Source organism: Tritonibacter mobilis F1926 (genome assembly GCF_000376545.2).
GTDB lineage: Bacteria > Pseudomonadota > Alphaproteobacteria > Rhodobacterales > Rhodobacteraceae > Epibacterium > Epibacterium mobile.
In genome coordinates this window covers 1,214,988-1,238,868 of sequence record NZ_CP015230.1, presented here as the reverse complement: position 1 = coordinate 1,238,868, position 23,881 = coordinate 1,214,988, and the positions used below count along the sequence as shown (strand labels likewise).

The 23,881-nt window shown below is 59.9% G+C and carries 20 protein-coding genes; 15 read left to right on the top strand and 5 right to left on the bottom strand.

The window, feature by feature from the left end; translation table 11 throughout:
* Positions 1-19 precede the first annotated feature (19 nt).
* The 3 genes from K529_RS05955 to K529_RS05945 form a co-directional block, all read right to left on the bottom strand.
* Entirely contained in the window at positions 20-733 is a 714-nt protein-coding gene (locus K529_RS05955) for a dienelactone hydrolase family protein (RefSeq protein WP_005639710.1), read from the bottom strand.
* 110 nt (positions 734-843) lie between these two features.
* Positions 844-2,109 (bottom strand): ATP-dependent Clp protease ATP-binding subunit ClpX, encoded by a 1,266-nt coding sequence (gene clpX, locus K529_RS05950; protein WP_005639713.1) that lies wholly within the window; start codon positions 2,107-2,109, stop codon positions 844-846.
* 151 nt (positions 2,110-2,260) lie between these two features.
* Positions 2,261-2,893 carry an ATP-dependent Clp protease proteolytic subunit gene (locus K529_RS05945; protein ID WP_005639716.1) on the bottom strand — a complete coding sequence of 211 codons (633 nt, stop codon included), beginning with the start codon at positions 2,891-2,893 and terminating at the stop codon, positions 2,261-2,263.
* Between the two features lie 294 nt (positions 2,894-3,187).
* Here K529_RS05945 and K529_RS05940 point away from each other — a divergent pair, with 294 nt between their 5' ends.
* From K529_RS05940 to mdoH, 8 genes are all read left to right on the top strand, one after another.
* Positions 3,188-4,195 carry a GlxA family transcriptional regulator gene (locus K529_RS05940; protein ID WP_005639718.1) on the top strand — a complete coding sequence of 336 codons (1,008 nt, stop codon included), beginning with the start codon at positions 3,188-3,190 and terminating at the stop codon, positions 4,193-4,195.
* Positions 4,196-4,341: 146 nt separating this feature from the next.
* The gene (locus K529_RS05935) at positions 4,342-4,836 is read left to right on the top strand and encodes a DUF302 domain-containing protein (protein ID WP_005639720.1); all 495 of its coding nucleotides are present in this window, start codon (positions 4,342-4,344) and stop codon (positions 4,834-4,836) included.
* A 32-nt stretch (positions 4,837-4,868) separates the two neighbouring features.
* On the top strand, positions 4,869-6,482 hold the full coding sequence (locus K529_RS05930) for a thiamine pyrophosphate-binding protein (RefSeq protein WP_046002167.1): 1,614 nt from the start codon (positions 4,869-4,871) through the stop codon (positions 6,480-6,482).
* The gene (locus K529_RS05925; protein ID WP_005627017.1) at positions 6,469-7,668 is read left to right on the top strand and encodes a CaiB/BaiF CoA transferase family protein; all 1,200 of its coding nucleotides are present in this window, start codon (positions 6,469-6,471) and stop codon (positions 7,666-7,668) included. Before K529_RS05930 ends, K529_RS05925 begins: the two co-directional genes overlap by 14 nt.
* A 264-nt stretch (positions 7,669-7,932) precedes the next feature.
* Positions 7,933-9,297, top strand: a complete 1,365-nt coding sequence (locus tag K529_RS05920) for a tetratricopeptide repeat protein (RefSeq protein ID WP_005627014.1) — start codon at positions 7,933-7,935, stop codon at positions 9,295-9,297.
* A 22-nt stretch (positions 9,298-9,319) separates the two neighbouring features.
* The gene (locus tag K529_RS05915; RefSeq protein ID WP_005627012.1) at positions 9,320-10,597 is read left to right on the top strand and encodes an OpgC family protein; all 1,278 of its coding nucleotides are present in this window, start codon (positions 9,320-9,322) and stop codon (positions 10,595-10,597) included.
* Entirely contained in the window at positions 10,594-12,120 is a 1,527-nt protein-coding gene (locus tag K529_RS05910; protein ID WP_005627008.1) for a glucan biosynthesis protein, read from the top strand. The genes K529_RS05915 and K529_RS05910 overlap by 4 nt, the downstream gene beginning before the upstream one ends.
* Positions 12,121-14,013, top strand: a complete 1,893-nt coding sequence (mdoH, locus tag K529_RS05905) for a glucans biosynthesis glucosyltransferase MdoH (protein ID WP_046002168.1) — start codon at positions 12,121-12,123, stop codon at positions 14,011-14,013. It begins immediately after the preceding gene.
* A 73-nt stretch (positions 14,014-14,086) separates the two neighbouring features.
* On the opposite strand, the gene K529_RS05900 is transcribed toward mdoH, so the two are convergent.
* Together K529_RS05900 and K529_RS05895 are read right to left on the bottom strand one after the other, a co-directional pair.
* Entirely contained in the window at positions 14,087-14,920 is an 834-nt protein-coding gene (locus K529_RS05900) for an alpha/beta hydrolase family esterase (RefSeq protein WP_005616388.1), read from the bottom strand.
* A complete protein-coding gene (locus tag K529_RS05895; RefSeq protein ID WP_005616389.1) occupies positions 14,908-15,381 on the bottom strand; it encodes a rhodanese-like domain-containing protein in 474 nt (157 codons plus the stop codon). The genes K529_RS05900 and K529_RS05895 overlap by 13 nt, the downstream gene beginning before the upstream one ends.
* A 295-nt stretch (positions 15,382-15,676) precedes the next feature.
* Between K529_RS05895 and K529_RS05890 the strand changes: the two genes are divergently transcribed.
* Genes K529_RS05890 through selD form a run of 7 tightly spaced genes read left to right on the top strand, consistent with a single transcriptional unit; the run spans position 15,677 to position 23,879 of the window.
* Positions 15,677-18,538: a monovalent cation/H+ antiporter subunit A gene (locus K529_RS05890; RefSeq protein ID WP_005616390.1), complete on the top strand. Its 2,862-nt coding sequence runs from the start codon at positions 15,677-15,679 to the stop codon at positions 18,536-18,538.
* A 4-nt stretch (positions 18,539-18,542) separates the two neighbouring features.
* A complete protein-coding gene (locus tag K529_RS05885; protein WP_005616391.1) occupies positions 18,543-18,896 on the top strand; it encodes a Na+/H+ antiporter subunit C in 354 nt (117 codons plus the stop codon).
* On the top strand, positions 18,893-20,533 hold the full coding sequence (locus K529_RS05880; RefSeq protein ID WP_005616392.1) for a monovalent cation/H+ antiporter subunit D: 1,641 nt from the start codon (positions 18,893-18,895) through the stop codon (positions 20,531-20,533). Before K529_RS05885 ends, K529_RS05880 begins: the two co-directional genes overlap by 4 nt.
* A complete protein-coding gene (locus K529_RS05875) occupies positions 20,533-21,030 on the top strand; it encodes a Na+/H+ antiporter subunit E (protein ID WP_005616393.1) in 498 nt (165 codons plus the stop codon). Before K529_RS05880 ends, K529_RS05875 begins: the two co-directional genes overlap by 1 nt.
* Entirely contained in the window at positions 21,027-21,296 is a 270-nt protein-coding gene (locus K529_RS05870) for a K+/H+ antiporter subunit F (protein WP_005616394.1), read from the top strand. Before K529_RS05875 ends, K529_RS05870 begins: the two co-directional genes overlap by 4 nt.
* A 10-nt stretch (positions 21,297-21,306) precedes the next feature.
* The gene (locus K529_RS05865) at positions 21,307-21,684 is read left to right on the top strand and encodes a Na+/H+ antiporter subunit G (RefSeq protein WP_005616396.1); all 378 of its coding nucleotides are present in this window, start codon (positions 21,307-21,309) and stop codon (positions 21,682-21,684) included.
* A gap of 32 nt (positions 21,685-21,716) precedes the next feature.
* Positions 21,717-23,879, top strand: a complete 2,163-nt coding sequence (selD, locus tag K529_RS05860) for a selenide, water dikinase SelD (protein ID WP_046002169.1) — start codon at positions 21,717-21,719, stop codon at positions 23,877-23,879.
* Positions 23,880-23,881 lie beyond the last annotated feature (2 nt).

The window sequence follows — 23,881 nt, the reverse complement described above, 5'->3', positions numbered from 1 at the left end:
GCTATGCATACGCTGCGCGCTAATTCTGCAAGGTCTCGGCCAGAAATCCCGTGAGCGCCTCCCAAGCCCGCGCCGTCGCGCGCGCATTGTACATCATGCCGCCGTCGCGATCCTGTGCGTTTGGGTTGGTAAAGGCATGTCCTGTATGACCAAATCCTAAGACCTGCCAATCCGCACAATGTGCGCTCAGTTCCACTGCCAGCGCCTGCAAAGCCTCTGGTGGTGCAAGCGGATCGTCCCAGCCATGTAGCACCAGAACGGACGCATGGATGGTCTCTGTTTCAAAATTCGGGCGATCATACACCCCGTGTAGCGGGGCACAGGCCCGGATATCCGCCCTTGTGCGCGCCAGATCCAACACCGCCTTGCCGCCCAGACAGTACCCCATCGCGCCGATCCGGGCCGCATCCACCTGCGGCAGGGCTTTTGCCGCATCACATGCCGCAACCATGCGTCGGGCCAGAATTTTGCGATCCGCCTGCAGCGTGCCCATCAGGGCCTGCGACTCTTCGGGCGATCCTGCCCGTTTTCCGTTCCCGTAATAATCCACCGCGATGGCCACATATCCAAGTGCGGCCAGCTCCTCGGCACGCGCCCGTTCAAAATCACTCAGCCCGCCAAAAGCCGGGGCGATCAGTACAGAAGGCTGCGGGCCGTCCAACGTTTCATCCCACGCCAGATGACCAATAAAGTGATCTGCGCCATCGCTGTAATTGAATGCTTCGCTTTTCATAAAGCCCTCCCATTTGAAATTCTGTCACCCGCGCAATGAAAAAGGCCAATGTCACGAGGACATTGGCCTTTTTCTTTAATGCATATTGGTCTGGACCAAATCACACCGGATTACCCGGCGGTGGCCGATTCCTTCTCATCCGCGTGGATCATCAGCGGCTGCGCCTCAGAGGTGACAGCCTCTTCATTCACAACCACTTTGGTGACGCTTTCCATTCCCGGCAGCTCGAACATGGTATCGAGCAGAATATCCTCAAGGATGGAACGCAGACCCCGCGCACCGGTTTTACGCTCGATGGCCTTTTTGGCAATCGAAGAGAGGGCTTCGTCGGTGAAGTCCAGTTCGGTATCTTCCAGTTCAAAGAGACGCTGATACTGTTTGACCAGAGCGTTCTTGGGCTTGGTCAGGATGGTGATCAGCGCATCCTCGTCCAGATCTTCCAGCGTTGCCAGAACCGGCAAACGGCCGACAAATTCCGGGATCAGGCCGAACTTCAGCAGATCTTCAGGTTCCAGATCACGGAAAGTCTCGCCCACGCCAGCGTCGCTCTCATCGCGCACATCCGCGCCAAAGCCCATCGCAGAGCCCTTGCCACGTTGCTTGATGATGCGATCAAGACCGGCAAACGCACCGCCGCAGATGAACAGGATGTTGGTGGTGTCCACTTGCAGGAATTCCTGCTGCGGATGCTTGCGCCCACCCTGTGGCGGCACAGAGGCGACGGTGCCTTCCATCAGCTTCAGAAGCGCTTGCTGCACCCCCTCGCCCGACACGTCGCGGGTGATGGACGGGTTTTCGGATTTGCGAGTGATCTTGTCGACCTCGTCGATGTAGACGATGCCGCGCTGCGCGCGCTCGACGTTGTATTCCGACGCCTGCAACAGCTTCAGGATGATGTTCTCGACATCCTCACCCACATAGCCCGCCTCGGTGAGCGTGGTGGCATCCGCCATGGTGAAGGGCACATCCAGAATGCGCGCAAGGGTTTGCGCCAGCAGAGTTTTACCGCAACCCGTGGGGCCGATCAGCAGGATGTTGGACTTTGAAAGTTCAATATCATTGCCAGCCTTCTGGGCATGATTCAGACGTTTGTAGTGGTTGTGAACCGCCACCGACAGCACACGCTTTGCCGTCGCCTGACCAATCACATAATCATCCAGAACATCGCAAATATCCTTCGGTGTTGGCACACCGTCGGTTGCTTTCATCCCGGAGGCTTTTGTCTCCTCGCGGATGATGTCCATGCACAGCTCAACGCATTCATCACAGATGAACACGGTCGGGCCTGCAATCAGCTTTCGCACCTCATGCTGGCTCTTGCCGCAAAAGCTGCAGTAAAGCGTGTTCTTGCTGTCGCCGCTCGAGTTCGTCGCCATGGTCTACCTTTCCATCCGCCTCGGGGCCAGCGCGTGTCAATTTGCCCCGATGTCCAGCCAGCTTAGGACAGCTCCCAACTGGCCACAATGTCAAATTGTGCTCCCTTGAACACATTGATGAAGGGAGCACAAAGCCCGTGCACAGACCGGCTTAGCTTTCTTCGTCTTCCGCTTTGACGCGGTTTTCGACGATTTCGTCGATCAGGCCAAATTCCTTGGCTTGTTCCGGCGACATGAAATTGTCACGTTCCAGCGCCTTTTCAATGGTGTCGTAGTCCTGACCGGTGTGTTTTACGTAAATCTCGTTCAGGCGACGCTTCAGCTTCAGCGTTTCCTCAGCGTGGATCATGATATCCGTGGCCTGACCCTGATAGCCACCGGACGGCTGGTGCACCATCACACGCGAATTCGGCAGGCTGAACCGCATGCCCGCCTCACCGGCAGTAAGCAGCAAGGAGCCCATAGAGGCCGCCTGACCGATTACCAGCGTCGACACCTTCGGCTTGATGTACTGCATGGTATCATAGATCGACAGACCCGACGTCACCACGCCACCGGGCGAGTTGATGTACATCGAAATTTCTTTCGACGGGTTTTCTGCCTCAAGGTGCAAAAGCTGCGCCACGATCAGCGAGGACATGCCGTCATGCACCGGACCGTTGAGGAAGATGATACGCTCCTTCAACAGGCGCGAGAAAATGTCATATGCGCGCTCGCCCCGGCTGGTCTGCTCAACGACCATCGGCACGAGTGTGTTCATGTATGTTTCTGTTGGATCAATCATTGGACCTGCCTGTCTTAGGATCATGACGGGCACCATACCCGACAGAGGATTACCCGAGTCTTAGTATTGCGAAAAATGGGCTGCAAGAGGTGCGCCTGCATTTTCGCTTAAGCGTGACGGTGGAATACCAATGAACACCCCGCCTCAGCATCTTTGTAGAAAAAAGCAAGGTGTCGTAATTCGCCGTGCCAAGGTCGGATTATCCCGGCACCTGTCGCGGCGGCGGCGATAGCTGATAAATGTGACAGAGATTTATCTTTGCCCGCAGCCAGTACCTCCCTGATGGACCAGCCCATGTCTGATGACAGTTTTGTTCAAAAAGGCGCAGCCGCCACGCTTTCGGTGCCGCACATAGGCGAGCCACAGGATTTTTATTTCCTGCTGCTGCCCAAAGCCACGATGTTGCCGGTTGCCGCCGCGATCGAACCACTCAGAATCGCAAATCAGGTCACAAATACAAAGCTTTACCGCTGGTACATCATGACCGAGGACGGCGCGCCCCTACGCTGTTCCAACGGCATGGTGGTCACGCCCGACATGCCGCTTGCAGCGCTTCCGTCGGATGCGATGGGCTTTGTTTGCGCAGGCGTAGAGCCACAAGAGACCGCAAGCGATACCACCCTCAACTGGCTTCGGCGCGAGCATCGCTTTGGCCGCAAACTTGGCGGTATTTGCACCGGTGCATTTGCGTTGGCACAGGCCGGCCTCATCAAGGATCAGCCGTTTACGCTTCATTGGGAAAACCAGCCCGGCTTTGTGGAGCGTTTTGAACACCTGAAGCCCTCGCCTAATATTTATGAAATTGCCGGAAATTTGATGACCTGTGGCGGCGGCAGCGCTGCAACCGACATGATGTTGACCCTGATCGAGCAACGCCATGGCAAGCAACTGGCGATTATTGTTGCAGATATGTGTCTACATGTGCGCTCCACCTCGGGGGCTGCGCCGCAAAAATCCAATTACGCCGTTGCCATCGGCAGCCGAAATCAACGCCTGCTGAGCGCTTTGCAACTTATGCAAGAATCAATAGAGGAGCCGCTGTCGATTGGCGCGCTGTGTACCCGGCTGGACATTTCGCGCCGGCAGTTGGAGCGGCTGTTTTCGCGTTATCTCGATCAAAGCCCGATGCATGTTTATGCCGACATGCGTCTGAGCCACGCCTTTGCGTTGATGAATGAAACCTCAATGTCCGTGACCCAAATCGCCTTGGCCTCCGGGTTCAATTCCGCCACGCATTTCTCTCGTCAATTCAAACGTAAATTCGGCGCAAGCCCGCATTTCTTCCGCAAAGGCTGGGCCTGATCCGCAATACACCGCACAGCTCATGGGCCGAACTTTCGGTCAGAGGGGCTGCAGGGGGCTATGACGGGGCACCCACTGAAATGTGACGAGTATTTCAGCCACTTCGCGCGTAGACCATGTATCAACCCTCATTGAAGGAGCCCCACATGGTCCGCCCCCTCGCCCAACTCAAACGCCTCGGCGCAAGTCTCTTACTAGCTGCAACACTCGCCGCCCCTGTTGCGGCGGGAATCCCTGCGCGCGAAGGCTGGGCCATCCATGCCAGCACCAAGGATTACCAAACATTGCTCGCCGATCTGAAAGCTGCGGTCAAAGCGCAGAACATGGGCGTGGTGACCGAGGCCGGGCCAACGGGCGCTGCAGCCGCCCGCGGCATCACTATCCCCGGCAACCGCGTCGTCGGGGTCTTTGCCAATGACTACGCAGTGCAGATCCTTGAACTCTCCACCGCCGCCATGATCGAGGCCCCCATACGCTTTTACGTCACCGAAGAGGGCGATGGCACCGCGACGCTCTCCTACAAAACACCAAGCCATGTCTTTGCCCCCTATGTGCCAGAAGCAGGAGAGAAACTCTCTGCCGTGGCCACGCGGCTTGACGCGGTGTTCAGCGCGATTGCCACGGCCGCCCTGCGCGAATGATCCTTTTGACGACAAACTGATACGGACTACTGATGACCCAATCTCTTCGCGCCGCCGATGTTCTGGCCCGCCGTCTTTATGACGCAGGCTGCCGCCACGCCTTTGGCATGCCCGGCGGCGAAGTTCTGACCCTTGTGGACGCGCTCACCCGTGCCGGGATCCGTTTCCAACTCGCCAAACACGAAAACTGCGCCGGGTTTATGGGCGAAGGCGTGCATCATAGCGATGGCGCTCCCGCTATTCTGGTGGCGACACTTGGCCCCGGCGCACTGAACGGGGTCAATGTGGTGGCCAATGCCCATCAGGACCGGGTGCCAATGCTGGTGCTGACCGGCTGCGTCGATGCGGATGAGGCGCAAACCTACACCCATCAGGTGCTCGACCAGCAGGCGGTTTTTGAACCGATCACCAAGGCCAGCTTCCGCCTTGATGCAGCCGCCGCCGATGTGATCGCCGACAAGGCCGTCGCCATCGCCACCGAGGCTCGCCAGGGACCGGTTCATATTGATGTGCCGATCACCGTGGCCAACGCCCCCGCCACAGAACGCAACATCCGCCGCGCGCCTGCAGGTGCAACCGCGCCTGCAGGCGCAACACTGGCGCAGGCGCATGATTGGCTGAGGGAGGCCGCGCGCCCGCTTGCGGTCATTGGTCTGGATGCGCTGCTGCCCGGTGGCCCGGAAGCGGTCGCGGCCTTTGTCGAGGCCCGCCAGATCCCTTTTGTCACCACCTACAAGGCCAAGGGCATCCTGTCTGAAGATCATCCCCTGTGCCTCGGTGGGGCTGGCCTCTCGCCGCTTGCGGACCGACATTTGCTGCCGATCGTGGAGACTTCGGACCTCATCCTCTGCATCGGTTATGACCCGATCGAGATGCGCACCGGCTGGCGCAATGCCTGGGACGCAGCCCGCACCCGCGTGATCGACATCACACCAGAATCCAACACCCATTACATGCATCAATCCAGCCTGCCGCTGGTGGCCGACATCCCCGCCACACTGGCAGCCCTCGCGGTTGCACCGCAGCCCGCAACCCTCTGGCCCGGCGGCGAAATCCCTGACACGCAAAAGGCCCTCGCCCAGGCCTTCCCACGCTCTGACGACTGGGGCCCGGCCGGCGTGATCGCGCAATGCATCGAGAGCCTGCCCGCCGACACGCTGCTCACCGCCGACAGCGGCGCGCACCGTATTTTGCTCAGCCAGATGTGGCCCTGCACGGAACCGCGCCAACTAGTGCAATCCTCTGGCCTGTGCACCATGGGCTGCGCCCTGCCGCTCGCCATGGGGCGCAAGCTTGCAGATCCTGACCGCACTGTTGTTAGCTTCTCCGGGGATGCGGGGTTCCTGATGGTGGCGGGCGAGCTGGCAACCGCTGCAGAAATGGGGCTTGCGCCGATTTTCATCGTCTTTGTCGATGCCTCGCTTGCCCTGATCGATCTCAAGCAACGCCAGCGCCAGCTCCCCAATGCGGGGGTGGATTTTGGCCGCCACGAGTTTGCCGCCATCGGCCGCGCCTTTGGCGGTGAGGGTCACACGGTCCGCAACCGCAAGGAGCTAAAGACCGCCCTTGACCTTGCCGTCAAAGCAGAGACATTCACGGTGATCGCCGCTGAAATTGACAAGGAAGCTTACGATGGCCGCATCTGAATTCTCGCCCGCCGCCGCTCTGCCACATGGCGCGCTCAAGGGCGTGAAGGTGCTCGATCTATCGCGCATCCTCGCAGGCCCCACCGCGACGCAGCTCCTGGGCGATCTTGGCGCGGATGTGATCAAGGTGGAAAACCCCTCCACCGGCGGCGACGATACCCGCCAATGGGGCAAGAGCGTCGCAGAAGACGCTGACCTTACGCCCTATTTCATGGCCGCCAATCGCAACAAACGCTCACTCGCGCTTGATATTGCAAAACCCGAAGGACAGGACATCATCCGCCGCCTTGCGACGCAGGCCGATGTGCTGGTGGAGAACTTCAAACCCGGCGGGCTGGCCAAATACGGACTGGATTACGCCTCCCTCCGCGAGAGCTGTCCCCGTCTGGTCTATGCGTCCATATCCGGCTACGGCCAGACCGGCCCCAATCGTGAAAAGCCCGGCTATGACCTAATGGCGCAGGGCTATGGTGGCATCATGTCCCTGACCGGCGACCCCGAAGGCGCGCCGGTCAAGGTCGGCGTCGGCATCGCGGATGTGATGTGCGGCATGTACGCGACCATCGGCATCCTCTCGGCGCTGCGCCACCGCGACCTCACCGGCGAAGGCCAGCAGGTGGAACTGGCGCTGGTGGACGCGCAGATCGCCTGGCTCATCAATGAGGGGGTGAGCTACCTCAACACCGGCCAAAAACCGCTGCGGCGGGGCAATGAGCACCCCTCGATCATGCCCTATGGCACCTATGAAACCCGCGATGGCCACGTGATCCTCGCGGTGGGCAATGACAGCCAGTTCCGCCGTTTCATGGCCTTCCTCGCGCTTGAGGGGCTGGCGGAGGATTCCCGCTTTGCCACCAATCCCGCCCGCCTTGAAAATCGCGGCGCGCTGAATGACATCCTGATCCCCGCACTCCGGCGCTACAGCACCGATGAGGTAATCACGGCGATGGAGGCGGCAAAGGTCCCGGTCGGCCCGGTGAAAACCCTCGATCAGGTGTTTGAAGCCGATCAGGTTGCGGCGCGCGATATGGTGGTGACTATGCAATCGGGTGACACCCCGCTGCGCCTTTTGGGCAATCCGCTCAAATTCTCACGCACCCCGGTGACATACCGCAAATCGCCCCCTATATGCGGCGCAGACAGTGACGAGATTCTCGCCACTGATACGCCTTTTAAGGACGACTGAAATAGACAGGATTGCTGCGGGCCCGCGGGGCCGTTTCGCAATGTTACAAAACCCGGTGCCACGGCACCCGCGTGCTGCCTCAAACAGCGCAAGCTCGGGTGTTTGTGCCGGTTTTTGCTCATCTCAGCCCGTTTTCATGTCAGTTTCCTGCCGAAACCCACACGCGCCTTCACCAAAGCGCGAGCGGGGGGCGCGCGGTGTAAACCACTCCGCTAGCATCACTTTTGACACCTGTATTTATCAGCTTGCGAAAGTGACCCGCCCATGACCCAGGATATCTTCGGACAGGATTGCAGCCTCACCGATCCCCGCGCGCTCAGCGAATGGAACGGAGCGCAACTGGGCGTGCTCGCCCACGCAGCGCGCACCGCAAACCACCTTGGCGCAGTGCTGGAGGCCGCCCCCGATTTTGCGCTGGGTCAGGCCATCAAGGGACTGTCGCTCCTGATGCTGGGGCGTGCGGAACTGGTGCCCACCGCGCACGAGGCCCTTGCAACCGCAAAGACCGCCTATGAGGGCGCCTTGCCGCGTGAACGCAAATATGTGGACGCGCTGGAGGCATGGCTCGCCGGGCATCCCTCGCGCGCGATCAGTTGCATGGAGGAGGTGCTGACCAACCACCCCTGCGACACGCTGGCGATGAAACTGAGCCACGGTATCCGGTTTATCCTCGGGGATGCGCGCGGCATGCGGGCCTCGATCGAACGTGTGCTGCCCGCCTATTCCACCGAACACGCAGGTCATGGCTACCTTTTGGGCTGTCACGCCTTTGCGCTGGAGGAAACCGGCGAATATGATCGCGCCGAGATCACCGGGCGTCAGGCGCTCTGGACCGCGCCGGATGACGCCTGGGGCCTGCATGCGGTGGCGCATGTGCATGACATGACTGGCAATGCCAAAACCGGACTCGGTTGGCTCAGCGGGCGCGAGGATGCTTGGGCGCATTGCAACAACTTCCGCTACCACGTCTGGTGGCACAAGGCGCTGATGCATCTGGACCTTGGCCAGATCGATGAAGTGATGCGGCTGTATGACGACGAGGTACGCAAGGACAAGACCGACGACTACCGCGATATTTCCAACGCCACGTCGCTGCTGATGCGGCTGGAACTGGACGGCGTCAATGTCGGGGATCGCTGGGACGAACTGGCAGACCTCTGCGCCAACCGAACCGAGGATGGCAGCCTGATCTTTGCAGATCTGCATTACCTGCTGGCTCTGGTCGGCGGCGATCGCGCATCGGCGACGGACCGCCTGATCCGGCGGATACACGCCGATGGTGCGCAAGCCTCCACTGAAGCCGCGCAAAGAATGGCCGACCCGGGCTGCATTGTTGCAAAGGGGCTTGAGGCTTTTGGGGAAGGCGACTACGGCACAGCTTTCGGTTACCTCGCTAAGTCACGGGATTCGTTGCAACTTGCAGGTGGCAGTCACGCCCAACGGGATGTCTTCGAACGAATGACAATTGACGCAGGGCTGCGGGCAGGCAACTGGACGCAAGTGGAGGCCATTCTCGACGATAGACGGGCCAAACGTGGGGGGGCTGAGGACAATTACGCGATTGCCCGTCGCACTTTGATTGCATCCGCACGGAACAACGGCGGGGCTCAGAGCGTTCCGGCGGAGTGATCCTTTAGGAGATTTGAAACAGATGGCAGACGTCGCGCCTTTCCCGGCGCCCGATAAGGGCAGCGCTTCCCGCGCCGCCGCCAACACAATGAGCGCGCCACCCGATGGAGCGGCCGCTCTTCCTCGCCCCCGCGATCCGCGTCTCGACTTTTATCGTGGCATCGCAATGTTTATCATCCTTTGTGCCCATATCCCCGGCAACCGCTGGACTGGCTGGATACCGGCCCGGTTTGGGTTCTCAGACGCGACCGAGATTTTTGTGTTCTGCTCGGGCATGGCCTCGGCCATCGCCTTTGGCGGGTCATTCGCCCGTCATGGCTGGTGGCTTGGCACCGCCCGCGTGGCCTATCGCTGCTGGCAGGTGTTCTGGGCCCATATCGGCCTGTTTTTCTTCCTCGCCATGTCGATGGCCGCGCTCGATCTCTATGGCAGTTTCGACAAGAGCTATATCGGCTCGCTGAACCTGCACCGGTTTTTCTCCAACACCACACAGCAGATCGTGGGGATCTTCACCCTCACCTATGTGCCGAACTACTTTGACATCTTGCCGATGTATCTGGTGGTTCTGGCCTTGATGCCTGCGGTGATGGGGCTCAGGAAAGCGGGGCTTTGGGCCGTGGCCGGATTTAGCATTGCGCTCTGGCTGCTCGCAAACCCCTATATCCTCGGTCTTGGCCCCAATGGCGTGTCACTGCCGGCAGAGCCATGGTCGGATCGTGAATGGTTCTTCAACCCGTTCGGCTGGCAGCTTTTGTTCTTCACCGGCTTTGCCTTCATGGCCGGCTGGCTGCCAAAACCACCGGTCAGCCGCACCCTCGCCGTGATCGCTGCTGCCTTCCTGATCCTCTCGATGCCCTTTGGATCGTGGAAAGTGTTCAGCTGGCTCAATGCCGCAGCACCTGATCTGAGCGAGGCAATCCGCCCCGCATGGACCATCACCGACGAGTGGCGCGAAAAGACAGACTTCGGCCTGCTGCGCTACATGCACTTTCTGTCGCTGGCGTATCTGGCGTGGCTTGTGGCCGGTGAAAATGGTCAAAACCTCGTGGCGCGCGGCACATCTGCGCTCTCGCGCCTTTGGGGGCTCGTCATCGCGCTGATCACCAAGGTCGGCCAACAAAGCCTTGCAATCTTTGTGTTTTCCATGGCGCTCGCCCGTTTCATCGGCGCCACACTGGATCAAACCGATCGCGGTATCCTCGTGACTGCCGCTGCAAATCTCGCAGGCTTCGCACTTATCATCGGCTGCGCTTATGGCGCGGCTTGGTTCAAATCCCAACCGTGGAGACGCAAACGATGAGCACAATCAGCCGTCGTTCCTTCCTTCAATCTGCATCTGCTCTGTCGCTCATGGCGATGGCGCCCGCTGCCCGTGCCACCACCGGCTCTGAGAAATTCTCCCGTGCCGATGTCGTCGCACGCGCCAAAGCCCTCGCCGAGCGCCCCTTCAAGGCGCGCAGCTCTGTACCGGATGACTGGCTCGCCATGAGCTACGACCAATACCGGTCGATCCAGTTTGATGTCGACAAGGCGCTCTGGGCCAACACCGACCGCAGCTACAACGTGGATTTCTTCCTGCCCGGCCTGTATTTCGAACGCCCGGTACTGGTGCATGCGGTCGAGGATGGCATCTCAACCAGCATCCCCTTTGACATTGGCCGTTTTAAGACTCATCCGGAAATATCGCCCGAGCTTTCACAAGAAGGCCCGCTGGGGTATTCGGGTTTTCGCCTGCGCACAGACCTTGGCGACCGAGACCATCCGGGCAAGAAAACAGAGTTTTGTGTGTTTCAGGGCGCAAGCTATTTCCGCGCGATTGCCAATGGCAATAATTACGGTCTCTCGGCCCGGGGGCTGGCCCTGAAAACCGCCGACCCCGAGGGCGAGGAATTCCCCGAATTTGTGAGCTTCTGGCTGGAGGCCCCCGGCCCCCTGCAGGACAACATGGTGGTGCATGCGCTGATGGACAGCCCGTCCGTGACGGGCGCCTATCGGTTCGACATCACCCCAGGCAATCCATGTGTGATGGATGTCGAAGCGACACTGTTCCCGCGCAAAGACCTCACGCACGCCGGGCTTGCGCCTTTGACATCGATGTTCCTGTTTGACGGCACCAATCACCAGCGTTTTGACGATTTCCGCCCCGCCGTGCATGACAGCGATGGCTTGTTGATGAAAAACGGCCAAGGCGAAGTGCTCTGGCGTCCGCTCGCCAATCCCACGCGCTTGCAAGTATCGAGTTTCGTGGATCAAAGCCCCATGGGTTTTGGCTTGATGCAGCGTGCACGCAAGCTCTCGGATTTTGCCGATCTTGAGGCGCATTATCACCGCCGCCCTTCGCTGTGGGTGGAACCCCGTGGCGATTGGGGGGCAGGCTCCGTGACACTGGTGGAAATCCCCGCCGATAAGGAAATCTACGACAATATCGTCGCCTACTGGCGGCCCAAAGACCCATATGCTGCAGGTACGCGTGTCGATCTGAACTACCGCCTCAGCTGGGGCGAAGGGCCAAAGCTGGATCTGCCGCGTGTGATTGACACTGCGTCAGGTGCCAAGATCTTTGGCGATCCCGGTCGCCTTATGGTGATTGATTTCGAGGCGCATCCCATCTTTGAGGCCGCGCCCGAGGATTTCGATATACATATCTCCTCGCCGCATCTGCAAACCAGTGCAGGCATTCTTGAACGCAATCCGGAGACCGGCGGCATGCGGCTGGCGTTTTCTTTTGATCCGGGCGAGCAGACCCATGTTGAACTGCGCGCCCAGCTTCGCAAAGACGGCGCTGCCGCCTCCGAAGTCTGGCTTTATCGGTGGACTGTTTAAATGAGTGATGACCCTTCCATATTTACGCCCCCGCAACTGGTGCCACCAGAGGCTCCGCTGGCCATGCCGGCGCAGGACTTTGGGCGCCAGTTCCACGACACCAGCGCGCCGGCATCAGACGAGGGCGACCAGCCCGGTGTTGCGCTTTGGCGTATCCTTGCGTTTTCCCCTGCCATGGCGGCCACAGTCGCACTGGCTTGGGTCATGCAGGGCTGGTTTGCGGCTGACGGCACCACCCTTTTGGAATGGGTGCTTCTCACACTGATCGCCTTCAATTTCTTCTGGATCACCTTCACGGTTTCAACGGTTCTGCTGGGGCTTTACAGCCTGTCGCGCACCCGTCCCACGCCGCAACGCGGGCCACGCCGGTCGATGCGGGTGGCGCTTTTGGTGCCCGTCTATAACGAGGTGCCGTGGTATGTGCTGGGCAATGCCCGTTCCATGCTCGAAGAGCTGCGCGCCATTGGCGGGGCACACCAGTATGAGATGTTCATCCTGTCCGACACCCGCGACCCGGAGATCGCCGCACAAGAAGAAGAAAGCGTGCAAGCCCTGCGCGCAGAACTGCCCGAAGGCATTACGCTTTATTATCGCCGCCGTGAGAAAAACACTGCCCGCAAAGTGGGCAATATCCACGATTGGGTGACCCGCTGGGGCGGCGACTATGAGGCGATGCTGGTTCTGGATGCCGACAGTCTGATGACGGGCCGCGCGATTGTGCGCCTGACCGATGCGCTGTCGCGCGACCCGGCTGCAGGCCTCATTCAGAGCTTCCCGCAACTCATTGGTGCGCAATCCGTTTTTGGTCGCATGCAGCAGTTTGCAAATGGCGTCTACGGTCTCGCACTGGCCGAAGGGCTGGCGCGCTGGACTGGTCATGAGGGCAACTACTGGGGCCATAATGCAATCATCCGCACCCGCGCGTTTGCTGCCTGTGCGGGCCTGCCGGAACTGCCGACACTTACGGGCGGCACCTCCATCATCATGAGCCATGATTTTGTCGAAGCTGGCCTCTTGCGCCGGGCAGGCTGGCGGGTGCGGTTCCTGCCGCGTATTCGCGGCTCTTATGAGGAAACGCCCGCCACGCTGATCGATCACATTCAACGCGACCGGCGCTGGTGTCAGGGCAACCTGCAGCATCTGCGCATTCTGTCAGCCACCGGTTTTCACGCCATGTCGCGCTTCCATCTGGCGCATGGGGCCATCGGCTATCTGATGGCGCCTGTGTGGTTTGCGCTATTGGTGATCTGGGCGGTGATCGGCCGTGAAGATGGCGGATCGGTCATCACCTATTTCTCCGAGAAGAACCCTCTGCGCCCCAATTGGCCCGACATGAGCGAGCCGCGTCATGTGGCGGTGATCATCCTGATTTACGCGATGTTGCTGGCCCCCAAGATTCTGTCCGTGGCCGCCCTGCCCCTCACCGGGCGCAGGATTTCCGACTATGGCGGCGTGGGACAGTTTCTGCTGTCGATGCTGACGGAAATCCTGCTGGCAATCCTCTATGCACCGATCCTGATGGTGCAACAGATGATCGCAGTTCTGCGCACGCTGTTTGGCTTGCAAAAAGGCTGGTCCCCGCAGGCCCGCGAAGGAGGGCACTACAGTCTTGCGACGCTGTTCAAATGCCATGCACTGGAAACCGTCAGCGGTGTGGCGCTGTGGATCGGGATCGCTTCTGGGCTGGTGTCGCTCTGGCTCGCCCCCATCGCGCTGTCACTGGTGCTGGCAGTGCCGCTTTCGGCGCTTTCCAGTCTGCGCCTGCCGCGCGGCTGGATGGGCACCGCAGAGGTGTTGAACGAGCCGCGCATTAACCGCGCCGCACGTCATTACCGTGGGTTGTTGCGGCAAAATCTAAAAGGTCCGGACGCGCCGGTTCAAGCCGCAGAATGATCTGGAAAATTGGGATCTCGGGGGCTCTGCCCCCGCACCCCCGGGATATTTCTAGTTAGAAGAAAAGCCCAGTTCACTCCGTATCTGGTGTTGCGGGGATTTGGGCCTCAATCCATGTAATGGCGCGATCTGCCCAGCCGGAGGGCACCCGATGACCGCCGGGAAAGAGTTCAAACGTGAGAGTGTGCCCTTCTCCGCATTCCCAGCGGCGCAGGTGACGCGCATCGTCTTGCCAGATTTGGTCAGGCGCGTGTGTGTCGCAGCCTAACGTGTCGCGCCAAAGCTCTAGCCCTGCCCATATATCACCTTGGGTAAAGCGCCCTCCTCCCAAGATACGCCCTTCGAGTGGCACCACCTCATCTGACCAGCCGTGACTTTGGTAGAGAGACACCGGACCGGCGCAGGTTTCAGGCTGCGGTCGCCAGAACCCGCCTGAGACGGGCAGATAGGCGGCAAAAGCCTCGGGCTCTTTGCAGGCGAGGTAATTGACCATGAACGCCCCCGATGAAAACCCAGCCAAAACAGTGCGTTCCGGATCAACATCAAAGCGCGCCGCGGCATCATTCAACACCTCTGGCAGAAAGTTAAAATCGTCCCGTCCGCCAAATTCCGGCAAGAATGACCAACTGCGCGGACCGTTCGGACGGCGCGCGCCGTTGGGGGCGATAACCGCATAGCCCCGCGCGGTGAAACTCTCGACCATTTCGCGCATGTTCAACACACCCACAGCAGAGCCGCCGTGCCCGTGCAGGAACATAACCGCAGGGATAGGACGGTTATCTGTATCGGGCCGCGCGATGTGGTAACTGCCTGCAGAGAGCGTGCAGGGCGTCTCACCGCCGCAGTCCGCAACAGCACTGCTGGCCAGCGCTGCGCTGACGACGGCAATTGCGATCAACCGTTCCATGGGCGCACCGGGAGGTTGGATTTGAGCCAGCCCGGCCCTGCCGCTGAGCCATAGATGCCTTCGGGGACGTCAATGATCTGCCCGAACCCCGCCGCAAGCAATTGGCGGCTCAACCGTGCGGAGCGCACGCCGCCCGCACAGATCAAGGCAACAGGTCGATTTTCGGTTTGCACCAACAGAGATTGCAGTGACTCCATAAAATCATCACTGCGCATATCCAATGGTACAGCACCTTCGGGTACTCCGGTCTGACGCCATTCTCCGGGCGTGCGAATATCGACGAGTAAAATCGCTCCGCTTATGGCCTGAGCATGAGCCTGCGCCACGGTGAGCTGGCCGCCATCATGTTTTGGTCGATACCGGTAAAGCGCCCACCAGCCGCCGCCCGTCACAGCGAGAGCGCCGCCACAAACCAGCAGGCTGCGGCGCGAAATCAATGCAGGGGGTTCGGTTTCTTGCATCTGCCCATCCGATTTTATCTGCGAAATCTAGCACAGCCGGTGGACACATGCGCGTCTGCCGCACACACTTGCCGTTCAAGATCCTGTCATAATCTCGCTGCAATGCAGCACTTGCGGATCAGCAACAGAGGAGGCCAAAAACATGCGGCGCAATGTCACATTTAGCGATTTCCGATCAGAAACGTGAGGTTATCCACCGGAAATTCTGGAACCCTACTGGAAATTTCCCTACTCAAATAACAGCTAGGGGCCTGTTGCCCGCCATAATAACAATCCGAAACTTGGAGAGTATGACGTGTCCCTTTTCCTGATAGCAGCCCTGCCATTTCTTGGTGCGCTGTTTCCCGCGCTTTTGATCCGCGCCGGTCGCAATGCCTCGGCCTCATCTGCCGGGTTGGCGACGGGGCTTGCTTTCATTGGTCTGATGCTACACGCCCCCGCCATCCTGCGCGGCGAGGTTGTTCAGGTTGGCATCGACTGGCTGCCTGCTCTTGGGCTTTCGGCCAATTTCTTTCTGGATGGGCTTGGGTTTCTCTTTGCGACTTTGATCCTCGGGATTGGTCTATTGATCATCGTTTACGCGCGATTTTATCTGTCGCGGCAGGACCCGATGGGGCAGTTTTACACGTATCTTCTGTTGTTTCAGGGCGCGATGGTGGGGATCGTCCTTTCGGACAATATCCTGCTTTTGCTTATTTTCTGGGAACTTACATCGCTGTCTTCGTTCCTGTTGATCGGCTATTGGAAGCACCTTCCCGAAGGGCGTCAGGGCGCGCGCATGGCGCTTACAGTGACCGGTATGGGCGGGCTTGCCATGATCGGGGGCATGCTGATCCTCGGCAATATCGCCGGATCTTACGACATCAGCGTGATCCTGCAGAACAAAGAAGCGATCCAGTCCTCTGATCTCTACCTGCCCGCCTTGATCCTGATCCTGATCGGGGCTTTCACCAAGTCGGCTCAGTTTCCGTTCCACTTCTGGCTGCCGCATGCGATGGCCGCGCCGACACCGGTTTCAGCCTATTTGCATTCTGCGACGATGGTGAAGGCCGGTCTGTTCTTGATGGCACGGCTCTGGCCGGTGCTCGCGGGCACGCCGGAGTGGTTCTATATCGTGGCGACCACGGGTCTGATTACAATGGTGATCGGCGCTGTGATAGCTCTGTTTAAGGACGATCTGAAGGCGCTGTTGGCGTTCTCCACCGTTTCGCATCTGGGCCTGATCACTATGCTTTTGGGTATGGGAACAAAGCTCGCAGCAGTGGTCGCAGTGTTTCACATCATCAACCACGCCACCTTTAAGGCCGCGCTCTTTATGTCCGCAGGCATTGTCGATCATGAGGCACATACCCGCGACATCAAGCGATTGGGCGGGCTGCGCCATGTGATGCCCGTGACATTTGTGATCGCCACCGTGGCGTCGCTGTCAATGGCGGGCATTCCACCACTGAACGGCTTTTTGTCCAAGGAGATGATGCTGACAGAGGTGTCCGAAACCAACTGGTTGCAAAGCCCCTACGCCATGTCGATTCTTGCAACGATCGCTGCAGTGTTTTCCGCCGCTTATTCGTTCCGCCTGATTGCCCATGTGTTCTTGGGTCCCAAACGAGACGATTACCCGGCCAAGCCGCATGACCCCGGCTTTGGCATGTGGGCCTCGCCTGCGCTTTTGGTGGTGCTGGTGGTGCTGATCGGGTTGTTCTCGGCCAAGCTCGTCGGCCCGCTGGTCGCGGCCTCTGCCAGCGCGGTCATTGGCGGCGAGAAACTGCCTTATTATTCGCTAAAGCTCTGGCATGGGGTCAACGCGGCCCTCTACATGTCGATCATCGCAGTGGTTGGCGGTCTGGTCCTGCTGGCGCTTCATCGCCCGTTGGAGCGGCTGTGGAACGCCTTGCCCCGCCCCGAAGCCAAGGTGATCTTTGACGTGATCGTGCGCGGCTTGACCGCGCTGGTACAGGGCGTGACTGCGCGGCTTCATAATGGGTCGCTCACACGCTATGCGGCGATCATGGTGAGCTTTACCGTGGCGATCAGCCTTTACGCCTATGCCACCGGGACATTGGGTGCACCGACGCGACAGATGCAACAGGCTGGCGTAATGCCGATGGTGGCGTGGTTCTGCCTTGCGATGGCGGCAATCTGCATCGTGATCTTCCACCGCCGTCGCTTTGTGGCACTGATCCTGATCGGCATTGTCGGCCTCATTGTGTCGATGTCGTTCAACTATCTCTCCGCCCCCGATCTGGCCCTAACGCAGATCTCGGTCGAGGTGGTGACGATCATTCTGATGCTGCTGGCGCTCAATTTTCTGCCCAAGGAAACCCCGGTGGAGACGCCGCTGTTTGCACGCCTGCGTGACGGGGGCATTGCCATCGTCGGCGGTCTGGGCGTTGGCGGGTTGATCTATGCGATGTTGGTTCGCGATTTTGCCTTCCCGTCGATCTCTGGCTTTCACATCGAGAACTCCTACAAAGGCGGTGGCGGCACCAATATGGTGAACGTGATCCTGGTGGATTTCCGGGGCTTTGACACCTTTGGCGAAATCATCGTGCTGGGTATTGCAGCGCTGGTGATCTTTGCCCTGACCGAGGCAGTGCTGTCGACCCGCGTGCGGGCCTATCTCCTTAACCGCAAACCCGACATCGAACAGGCAGGCGACAGCCATCCGGGTATGATGGTGGTGGTCACGCGGATGATGATGCCGGTGGCCCTGATGGTTGCGGCCTATATCTTCTTCCGCGGTCACAACCTGCCGGGCGGCGGCTTCATCGCGGGTCTGATCGCAGCCATCGCGGTGATCATGCAATATATGGCGTCCGGGTTTGGCTGGGCGACCGAACGGCAACGCTTCCCCTATCACGGCATCATCGGCTCTGGCGTGCTGATCGCAGCCGCCACGGGGATTGGCGCGTGGTTCAATGGCCAGCCGTTCCTGACCTCCGCCTTCGGTTATGTGCATATCGCACCGCTAGAGGAATTCGAACTGGCCACCGCAGCCCTCTTTGACCTTGGCGTCTTCCTCGCCGTCGTGGGCGCTGTGATGCTGGCGCTCGAAAGCCTGTCACGCTTTGCATGGCAGCCGGGCACCGCGTCAGAACACGCCATGGACATCAACCCTGCCCGCGATGACGCGGAACAAGACATGAAGGAGGCCTGAGAGTATGGAACTGCTCGTTGCTTCGGCCGTCGGCCTGCTCACTGCGGCGGGGATCTATCTGGTCCTGCGTCGCCGCACTTTCCCGGTGATCCTCGGCACCTCACTGCTGTCTTATGCGGTGAATGTGTTTCTCTTTGCTACCGGACGGCTGGCGACCGACGCGCCGCCGATCCTCAACAAATATGCCGAGGTGACCTATAGCGACCCGTTACCGCAGGCGCTGGTGCTGACGGCGATTGTGATTTCCTTTGGCATGACCGCCGTGGTGGTGATGGTGGCCCTTGGGGCCTACCTCAGCGCCCGCGATGACAATATCAACATGGACGACACTGCGCCTGCGCAGGGAGAGGACGCATGAACCACCTACTGATTGCGCCCATCGTGCTGCCTGCGCTGGTGGCACCCTTTATTATCATGACCTTACGCTATCACATTGATCTTCAGCGTATCTTCTCGCTGGCGACCAATGTTCTGCTGATCGCGATTGCGGCGGCGCTTGCCGTACAGGCGGCGGATGGCACCGTTCAGGTCTACGAGCTTGGCGACTGGCAGGCCCCCTTTGGGATCGTGCTGGTGCTGGACCGGCTCTCGGCGATGATGGTGTTGCTGACCACGGTGCTTGCGCTGGCGGTGAACCTCTATGCGGTGGGCAGCAAATGGGACGCGCGCGGCGCAAATTTCCATGCGTTGTTCCAGTTTCAGCTGATGGGCATCATCGGTGCCTTCCTGACCGGCGATGCCTTCAACCTCTTTGTGTTCTTTGAGGTGCTGCTGATTGCCTCCTATGGTCTGATGATCCACGGCGGTGGCGCGCGGCGCTTTCAGGCGGGCGTGCAATATGTGGTCTTCAACCTCCTCGGCTCCACGCTGTTCTTGTTCGCACTTGGCACCATCTACTCGGTGACAGGCACGCTCAATCTGGCCGATCTTGCGGTCCGTGTGGCTGAACTTCCTGCAGAAGACAGCGCGCTTATTCGCGTGGGTGCGGTGATGCTGCTGTTGGTTTTTGCGATCAAAGCTTCGCTCCTGCCGCTGCATTTCTGGCTGCCTGCGTCTTATGCCAACGCTCCCGCCCCGGTGGCGGCGCTCTTTGCGATCATGACCAAAGTGGGCGCCTATTCCATCCTGCGCGTCTACACGCTGGTCTTTGGCCCTGATGTCGCGGTTGTTGAAGGGCTGGTGGACAATTGGCTCCTGCCCGCCGCACTCCTGACCATCGCTATCGGTGCCATTGGTGTATTGGGATCAAAGGACATCGGACGCCTGATGTCCTTCGGCGCGATCACCTCTGTCGGTACATTGCTGACGGCCATCGCGCTCTTTACCCCCGAGGCCACGGCAGCAGCACTTTACTATACGGTGCATTCCACACTGGCAGCAGCGGCCCTGTTCCTCGTGGCCGATATGGTGCGCGAACGCCAAGGCGGCGAGATCGCCCCTAAGCCCGTCATGGCGCAAAGCGGGCTGATCTCAGTGCTGTTCTTTGTGGCCGCAATCGCCACCGCAGGCATGCCACCGCTTTCGGGCTTTTTGGGCAAACTGCTGATCCTTGATGCCGCCCGAGACAGCACACTTGTGGTCTGGGTCTGGGCGGTAATCCTGATCAGCTCTCTCATCACCATCATGGGCTTTGCTCGCGCAGGCACGCTAATTTTCTGGAAGAGCCACGGTCTGACACAGGATCACAGCCTTGAGGAGCCTGAAATTGAGCTGGAACAAGCCGATCAGGCGGATTCACCACGCACTCCGCGCGCACCCGCGCTGCCATTTGTGGCGTGTTTCTCGCTCCTTGCGGGACTTGCTGCGCTTACGCTTTTTGCCGGACCTGTGACACGCTACACCACCGCAACCGCCGCCGATCTCTTTGCGCCTCAGGCCTATATCGAGACGGTTCTGGCTAATCGGGATCGCCCCGTGGTGGAGCCGGATCAAACACCCGGAGACAAGACACTGGATCTCGACGCTGGTGACACCACTTCGGAGGAGAACCACTAATGAAGCTCCTGAACCGTCTTCTCCCGCACCCTCTGCTCACGTTGATGCTGACGGTGATCTGGCAATTGCTGGTGAACAAGTTCTCGCTCAACTCGCTGTTGTTTGGATTTCTCCTCGGCCTGTTGATCCCGATTGCGACCCAGCCCTATTGGCCCAATCGCCCCAAGCTCAAAAGCCCGCTGCGGCTGGCGACCTATGTGCTGTTGGTGTTCTGGGACATCGTGATCGCCAATATCACCGTGGCGCGGATCATCCTGTTCATGCCCAACAGCAAACGTCAGCCCACATGGGTCGAAATTCCACTGGACATCCGCACGCCCGAGGCCATCGCGATGCTTGGCGGAACCATCACCATGACGCCGGGCACCCTGACTGCGGATATCTCGGCTGATGGGCGTTATTTGCTGGTTCACTGCCTGCACGCGCCCGACACCGCTTCTGTCCGCGATGAAATCAAGACCCGCTATGAACGCCGCCTGAAGGAGATTTTCGAATGATCGAATACGCCTATATCTTCGCCTTCGGCTGTTTCGCCCTGGCGATGCTGATGAACCTGTGGAAAGTGGTGATCGGCACAGAGATCACCGACCGCATCCTTGCGCTTGATACGATGTTCATCAACTCCATCGCTCTGGTGGTGTTGTTCGGGGTGTTTCTGAGCTCGGAAATCTTCTTCGAAGCCTCGCTGATCATGGCCATGCTCGGCTTTATCTCCACCGTAGCCTATGCGCGCTTCTTGCTGCGCGGCAACATCATCGAGTGAGGAGACAGACATGATAATCGAACTTCTCATCACCGGGTTCATCGTAATGGGTGGCTTTTTTGGCTTTGTAGGCTCCTTTGGTCTGCTCAAGCTCAACGACCCGATGTCGCGCATGCATGCGCCCACCAAGGCGACGACGCTCGGCGTCGGCGGTGTGCTTCTTGGGTCCATGCTGCATGCGGTGGTCTATGAGGGCCGCCTCTCTGCTCATGAGCTGCTGATCACCCTGTTCTTGCTGGTCTCCGCTCCGGTCACGGCAAATTTCCTTGCCAAGGTGTTCATCAACCAGCAGACAAAGCCCAAAGACCTGCCCGTCCCCGGCGACTGCAAGCTCTGGGCGACGCATAACAAACCTGAACATCGTTCGGCCGACACGCCCGAAGCCTAGCGTTTGGGACCGGCCACCACCCGGAGGCCCCGATGCACGCACCCCGTCTTCCCCTGACCCGCGATCTGGTTCTTGTGGGGGGCGGCCATACCCACGCGCTGGTGCTGCGTATGTGGGGGATGCAACCGCTGCCAGGCGTGCGCCTCACCCTGATCAACCCCGGACCCACCGCGCCCTATTCCGGTATGCTGCCGGGATTTGTCGCCGGTCATTACGACCGCGATGCGCTCGACATTGATCTTGTAAAGCTCGCACGTTTTGCCGGGGCGCGGCTCATTCTGGGGGCCGCCGAAGAGATCGACCCCGAGGCCAAGCGCGTTACCGTGCCGGGCCGTCCGGCCATCTCATATGATGTGGCCTCTATCGATATCGGCATCACATCGGCCATGCCAGAACTGCCGGGCTTTGCCGATTTTGCCATCCCCGCCAAACCCTTGGGAGAGTTTGCTGCAAGCTGGGACGCCTTTCGTGCAGGCACTGAACCGGCCCGGATCGCCTGCATCGGCGGTGGCGTTGCCGGGGTGGAGCTGATCCTTGCCATGTCGCATGCCCTGCGAAAAAAGAACCGTCTGGCGCAGGCGACCTTGATTGACAGTGACGCCGCGCTCTCCGTTCTGAGTTCCCAGAGCCAATCGCGCCTGCGCAAGGCGCTGGATGCGCATGGTGTTACGGTTCTGGAACATGCGCCGATAGAGCGCCTGAGCGAAGGTCGCATTCATCTCAAGGACGGGCGCGACATCTCCAGCGATTTCATTGTTGGCGCTGCGGGCGCGCGTGCCTATGGCTGGCTTGCGACCTCCGGGCTTGCGCTCCATGACGGCGCGCTTGTGGTTTCGGAGCGTCTTCAGACCTCTGACCCTCATATCTTTGCCACCGGCGATTGTGCTTATATGGCGCATGCTCCGCGCCCCAAGGCAGGCGTCTTTGCGGTGCGGCAAGCGCCGGTGCTCTTTCACAACCTCAAGGCTATGCTGGCAGGCGGAGCGTTCAAGAGCTATCAGCCGCAGCAGGATTACCTCAAACTCATTTCTATGGGCGGAAAATCCGCTCTTGCGGATCGCAACGGGCGTAGCTTTTCGGGTGGGCTGTTGTGGCGCTGGAAAGATAACATCGACCGTAAATTCATGGGGAAATTCACGTCCCTGCCGGTCATGTCACCGCCCGCCCTGCCCCGCGTCCACGCCAAGGGCATGCAGGAAGCACTTAGCTCAAAACCCATGTGCGGCGGCTGCGGCTCCAAGGTTGGCCGCACGGCGCTACGCCACGGGCTGAGCACCTACCACGGGGCGTCGCGCCCGGATGTGACCCCGCTGCCGGGCGACGATGCCGCGCAGCTGGCGACGGGTGGCGCGACCCAGGTCATCAGCACCGACCACTTGCGCGCCTTTACCGAAGACCCAGTAGCGATGACCGCGATCACCGCGCAACATGCGATCAATGACATCTGGGCGATGGGCGCGCGCCCACAGGCTGCCACCGTCACCCTGATCCTGCCCCGCCAGTCCCCCGAACTACAGGAACGGCTGCTGTCCGAGATCATGGAAACCGCCCATCAGGAAATGAAAGCCGCAGGTGCCGCCATCGTGGGCGGTCATACCTCTTTGGGGGAGGAACTGACGGTCGGCTTCACCGTAACCGGGCTTTGTAACACGCCCCCAATCACCCTTGCTGGCGCGTGCGCGGGCGATCACCTGATCCTGACCAAACCCTTGGGATCAGGAACGATTTTAGCCGCCGAGATGACAGGACAAGCGCGCGGGGCTTGGGTCGCGGGCGCGCTTGATCTGATGTGTCAGAGCCAACGCAACGCCGCCAAGGTCCTGCGCCCCGTGGCGCGCGCCATGACCGATGTCACGGGCTTTGGACTGCTAGGTCACTTGCAGGGGCTGTGCGAGGCCTCACATCTGGGCGCAGAGATCACATGTGACGCGATCCCGCTGATGGAAGGTGCACGCGAACTGGCCGAAGCGGGCGTGCGGTCCACGATCTTTGACGACAATGCGGCTCTATTGCCCGGCATTGGCACCGCGGGCGCGCGGGCGCTGCTGTTTGATCCGCAGACCTCGGGCGGGCTCTTGGCCTGCGTCGCACCCGAACATGCCGCGCAGGTGTTGGAGCAGCTTAGAAACCACGGCTATCGCGCTGCAAATATTGGCGAAATGCGCGGTTCTGACGAGGGTATCGTGCTGCGATAACC

Coding starts and splice junctions, on each gene's coding strand:
- clpX (WP_005639713.1), bottom strand. CDS start 2,109: ATGGCGACGAACTCGAGCGGCGACAGCAAGAACACGCTTTACTGCAGC.
- K529_RS05925 (WP_005627017.1), top strand. CDS start 6,469: ATGGCCGCATCTGAATTCTCGCCCGCCGCCGCTCTGCCACATGGCGCG.
- K529_RS05940 (WP_005639718.1), top strand. CDS start 3,188: ATGTCTGATGACAGTTTTGTTCAAAAAGGCGCAGCCGCCACGCTTTCG.
- K529_RS05875 (WP_005616393.1), top strand. CDS start 20,533: ATGAAGCTCCTGAACCGTCTTCTCCCGCACCCTCTGCTCACGTTGATG.
- K529_RS05900 (WP_005616388.1), bottom strand. CDS start 14,920: ATGGAACGGTTGATCGCAATTGCCGTCGTCAGCGCAGCGCTGGCCAGC.
- selD (WP_046002169.1), top strand. CDS start 21,717: ATGCACGCACCCCGTCTTCCCCTGACCCGCGATCTGGTTCTTGTGGGG.
- mdoH (WP_046002168.1), top strand. CDS start 12,121: ATGAGTGATGACCCTTCCATATTTACGCCCCCGCAACTGGTGCCACCA.
- K529_RS05880 (WP_005616392.1), top strand. CDS start 18,893: ATGAACCACCTACTGATTGCGCCCATCGTGCTGCCTGCGCTGGTGGCA.
- K529_RS05930 (WP_046002167.1), top strand. CDS start 4,869: ATGACCCAATCTCTTCGCGCCGCCGATGTTCTGGCCCGCCGTCTTTAT.
- K529_RS05955 (WP_005639710.1), bottom strand. CDS start 733: ATGAAAAGCGAAGCATTCAATTACAGCGATGGCGCAGATCACTTTATT.
- K529_RS05865 (WP_005616396.1), top strand. CDS start 21,307: ATGATAATCGAACTTCTCATCACCGGGTTCATCGTAATGGGTGGCTTT.
- K529_RS05910 (WP_005627008.1), top strand. CDS start 10,594: ATGAGCACAATCAGCCGTCGTTCCTTCCTTCAATCTGCATCTGCTCTG.
- K529_RS05915 (WP_005627012.1), top strand. CDS start 9,320: ATGGCAGACGTCGCGCCTTTCCCGGCGCCCGATAAGGGCAGCGCTTCC.
- K529_RS05920 (WP_005627014.1), top strand. CDS start 7,933: ATGACCCAGGATATCTTCGGACAGGATTGCAGCCTCACCGATCCCCGC.
- K529_RS05895 (WP_005616389.1), bottom strand. CDS start 15,381: ATGCAAGAAACCGAACCCCCTGCATTGATTTCGCGCCGCAGCCTGCTG.
- K529_RS05885 (WP_005616391.1), top strand. CDS start 18,543: ATGGAACTGCTCGTTGCTTCGGCCGTCGGCCTGCTCACTGCGGCGGGG.
- K529_RS05870 (WP_005616394.1), top strand. CDS start 21,027: ATGATCGAATACGCCTATATCTTCGCCTTCGGCTGTTTCGCCCTGGCG.
- K529_RS05945 (WP_005639716.1), bottom strand. CDS start 2,893: ATGATTGATCCAACAGAAACATACATGAACACACTCGTGCCGATGGTC.
- K529_RS05935 (WP_005639720.1), top strand. CDS start 4,342: ATGGTCCGCCCCCTCGCCCAACTCAAACGCCTCGGCGCAAGTCTCTTA.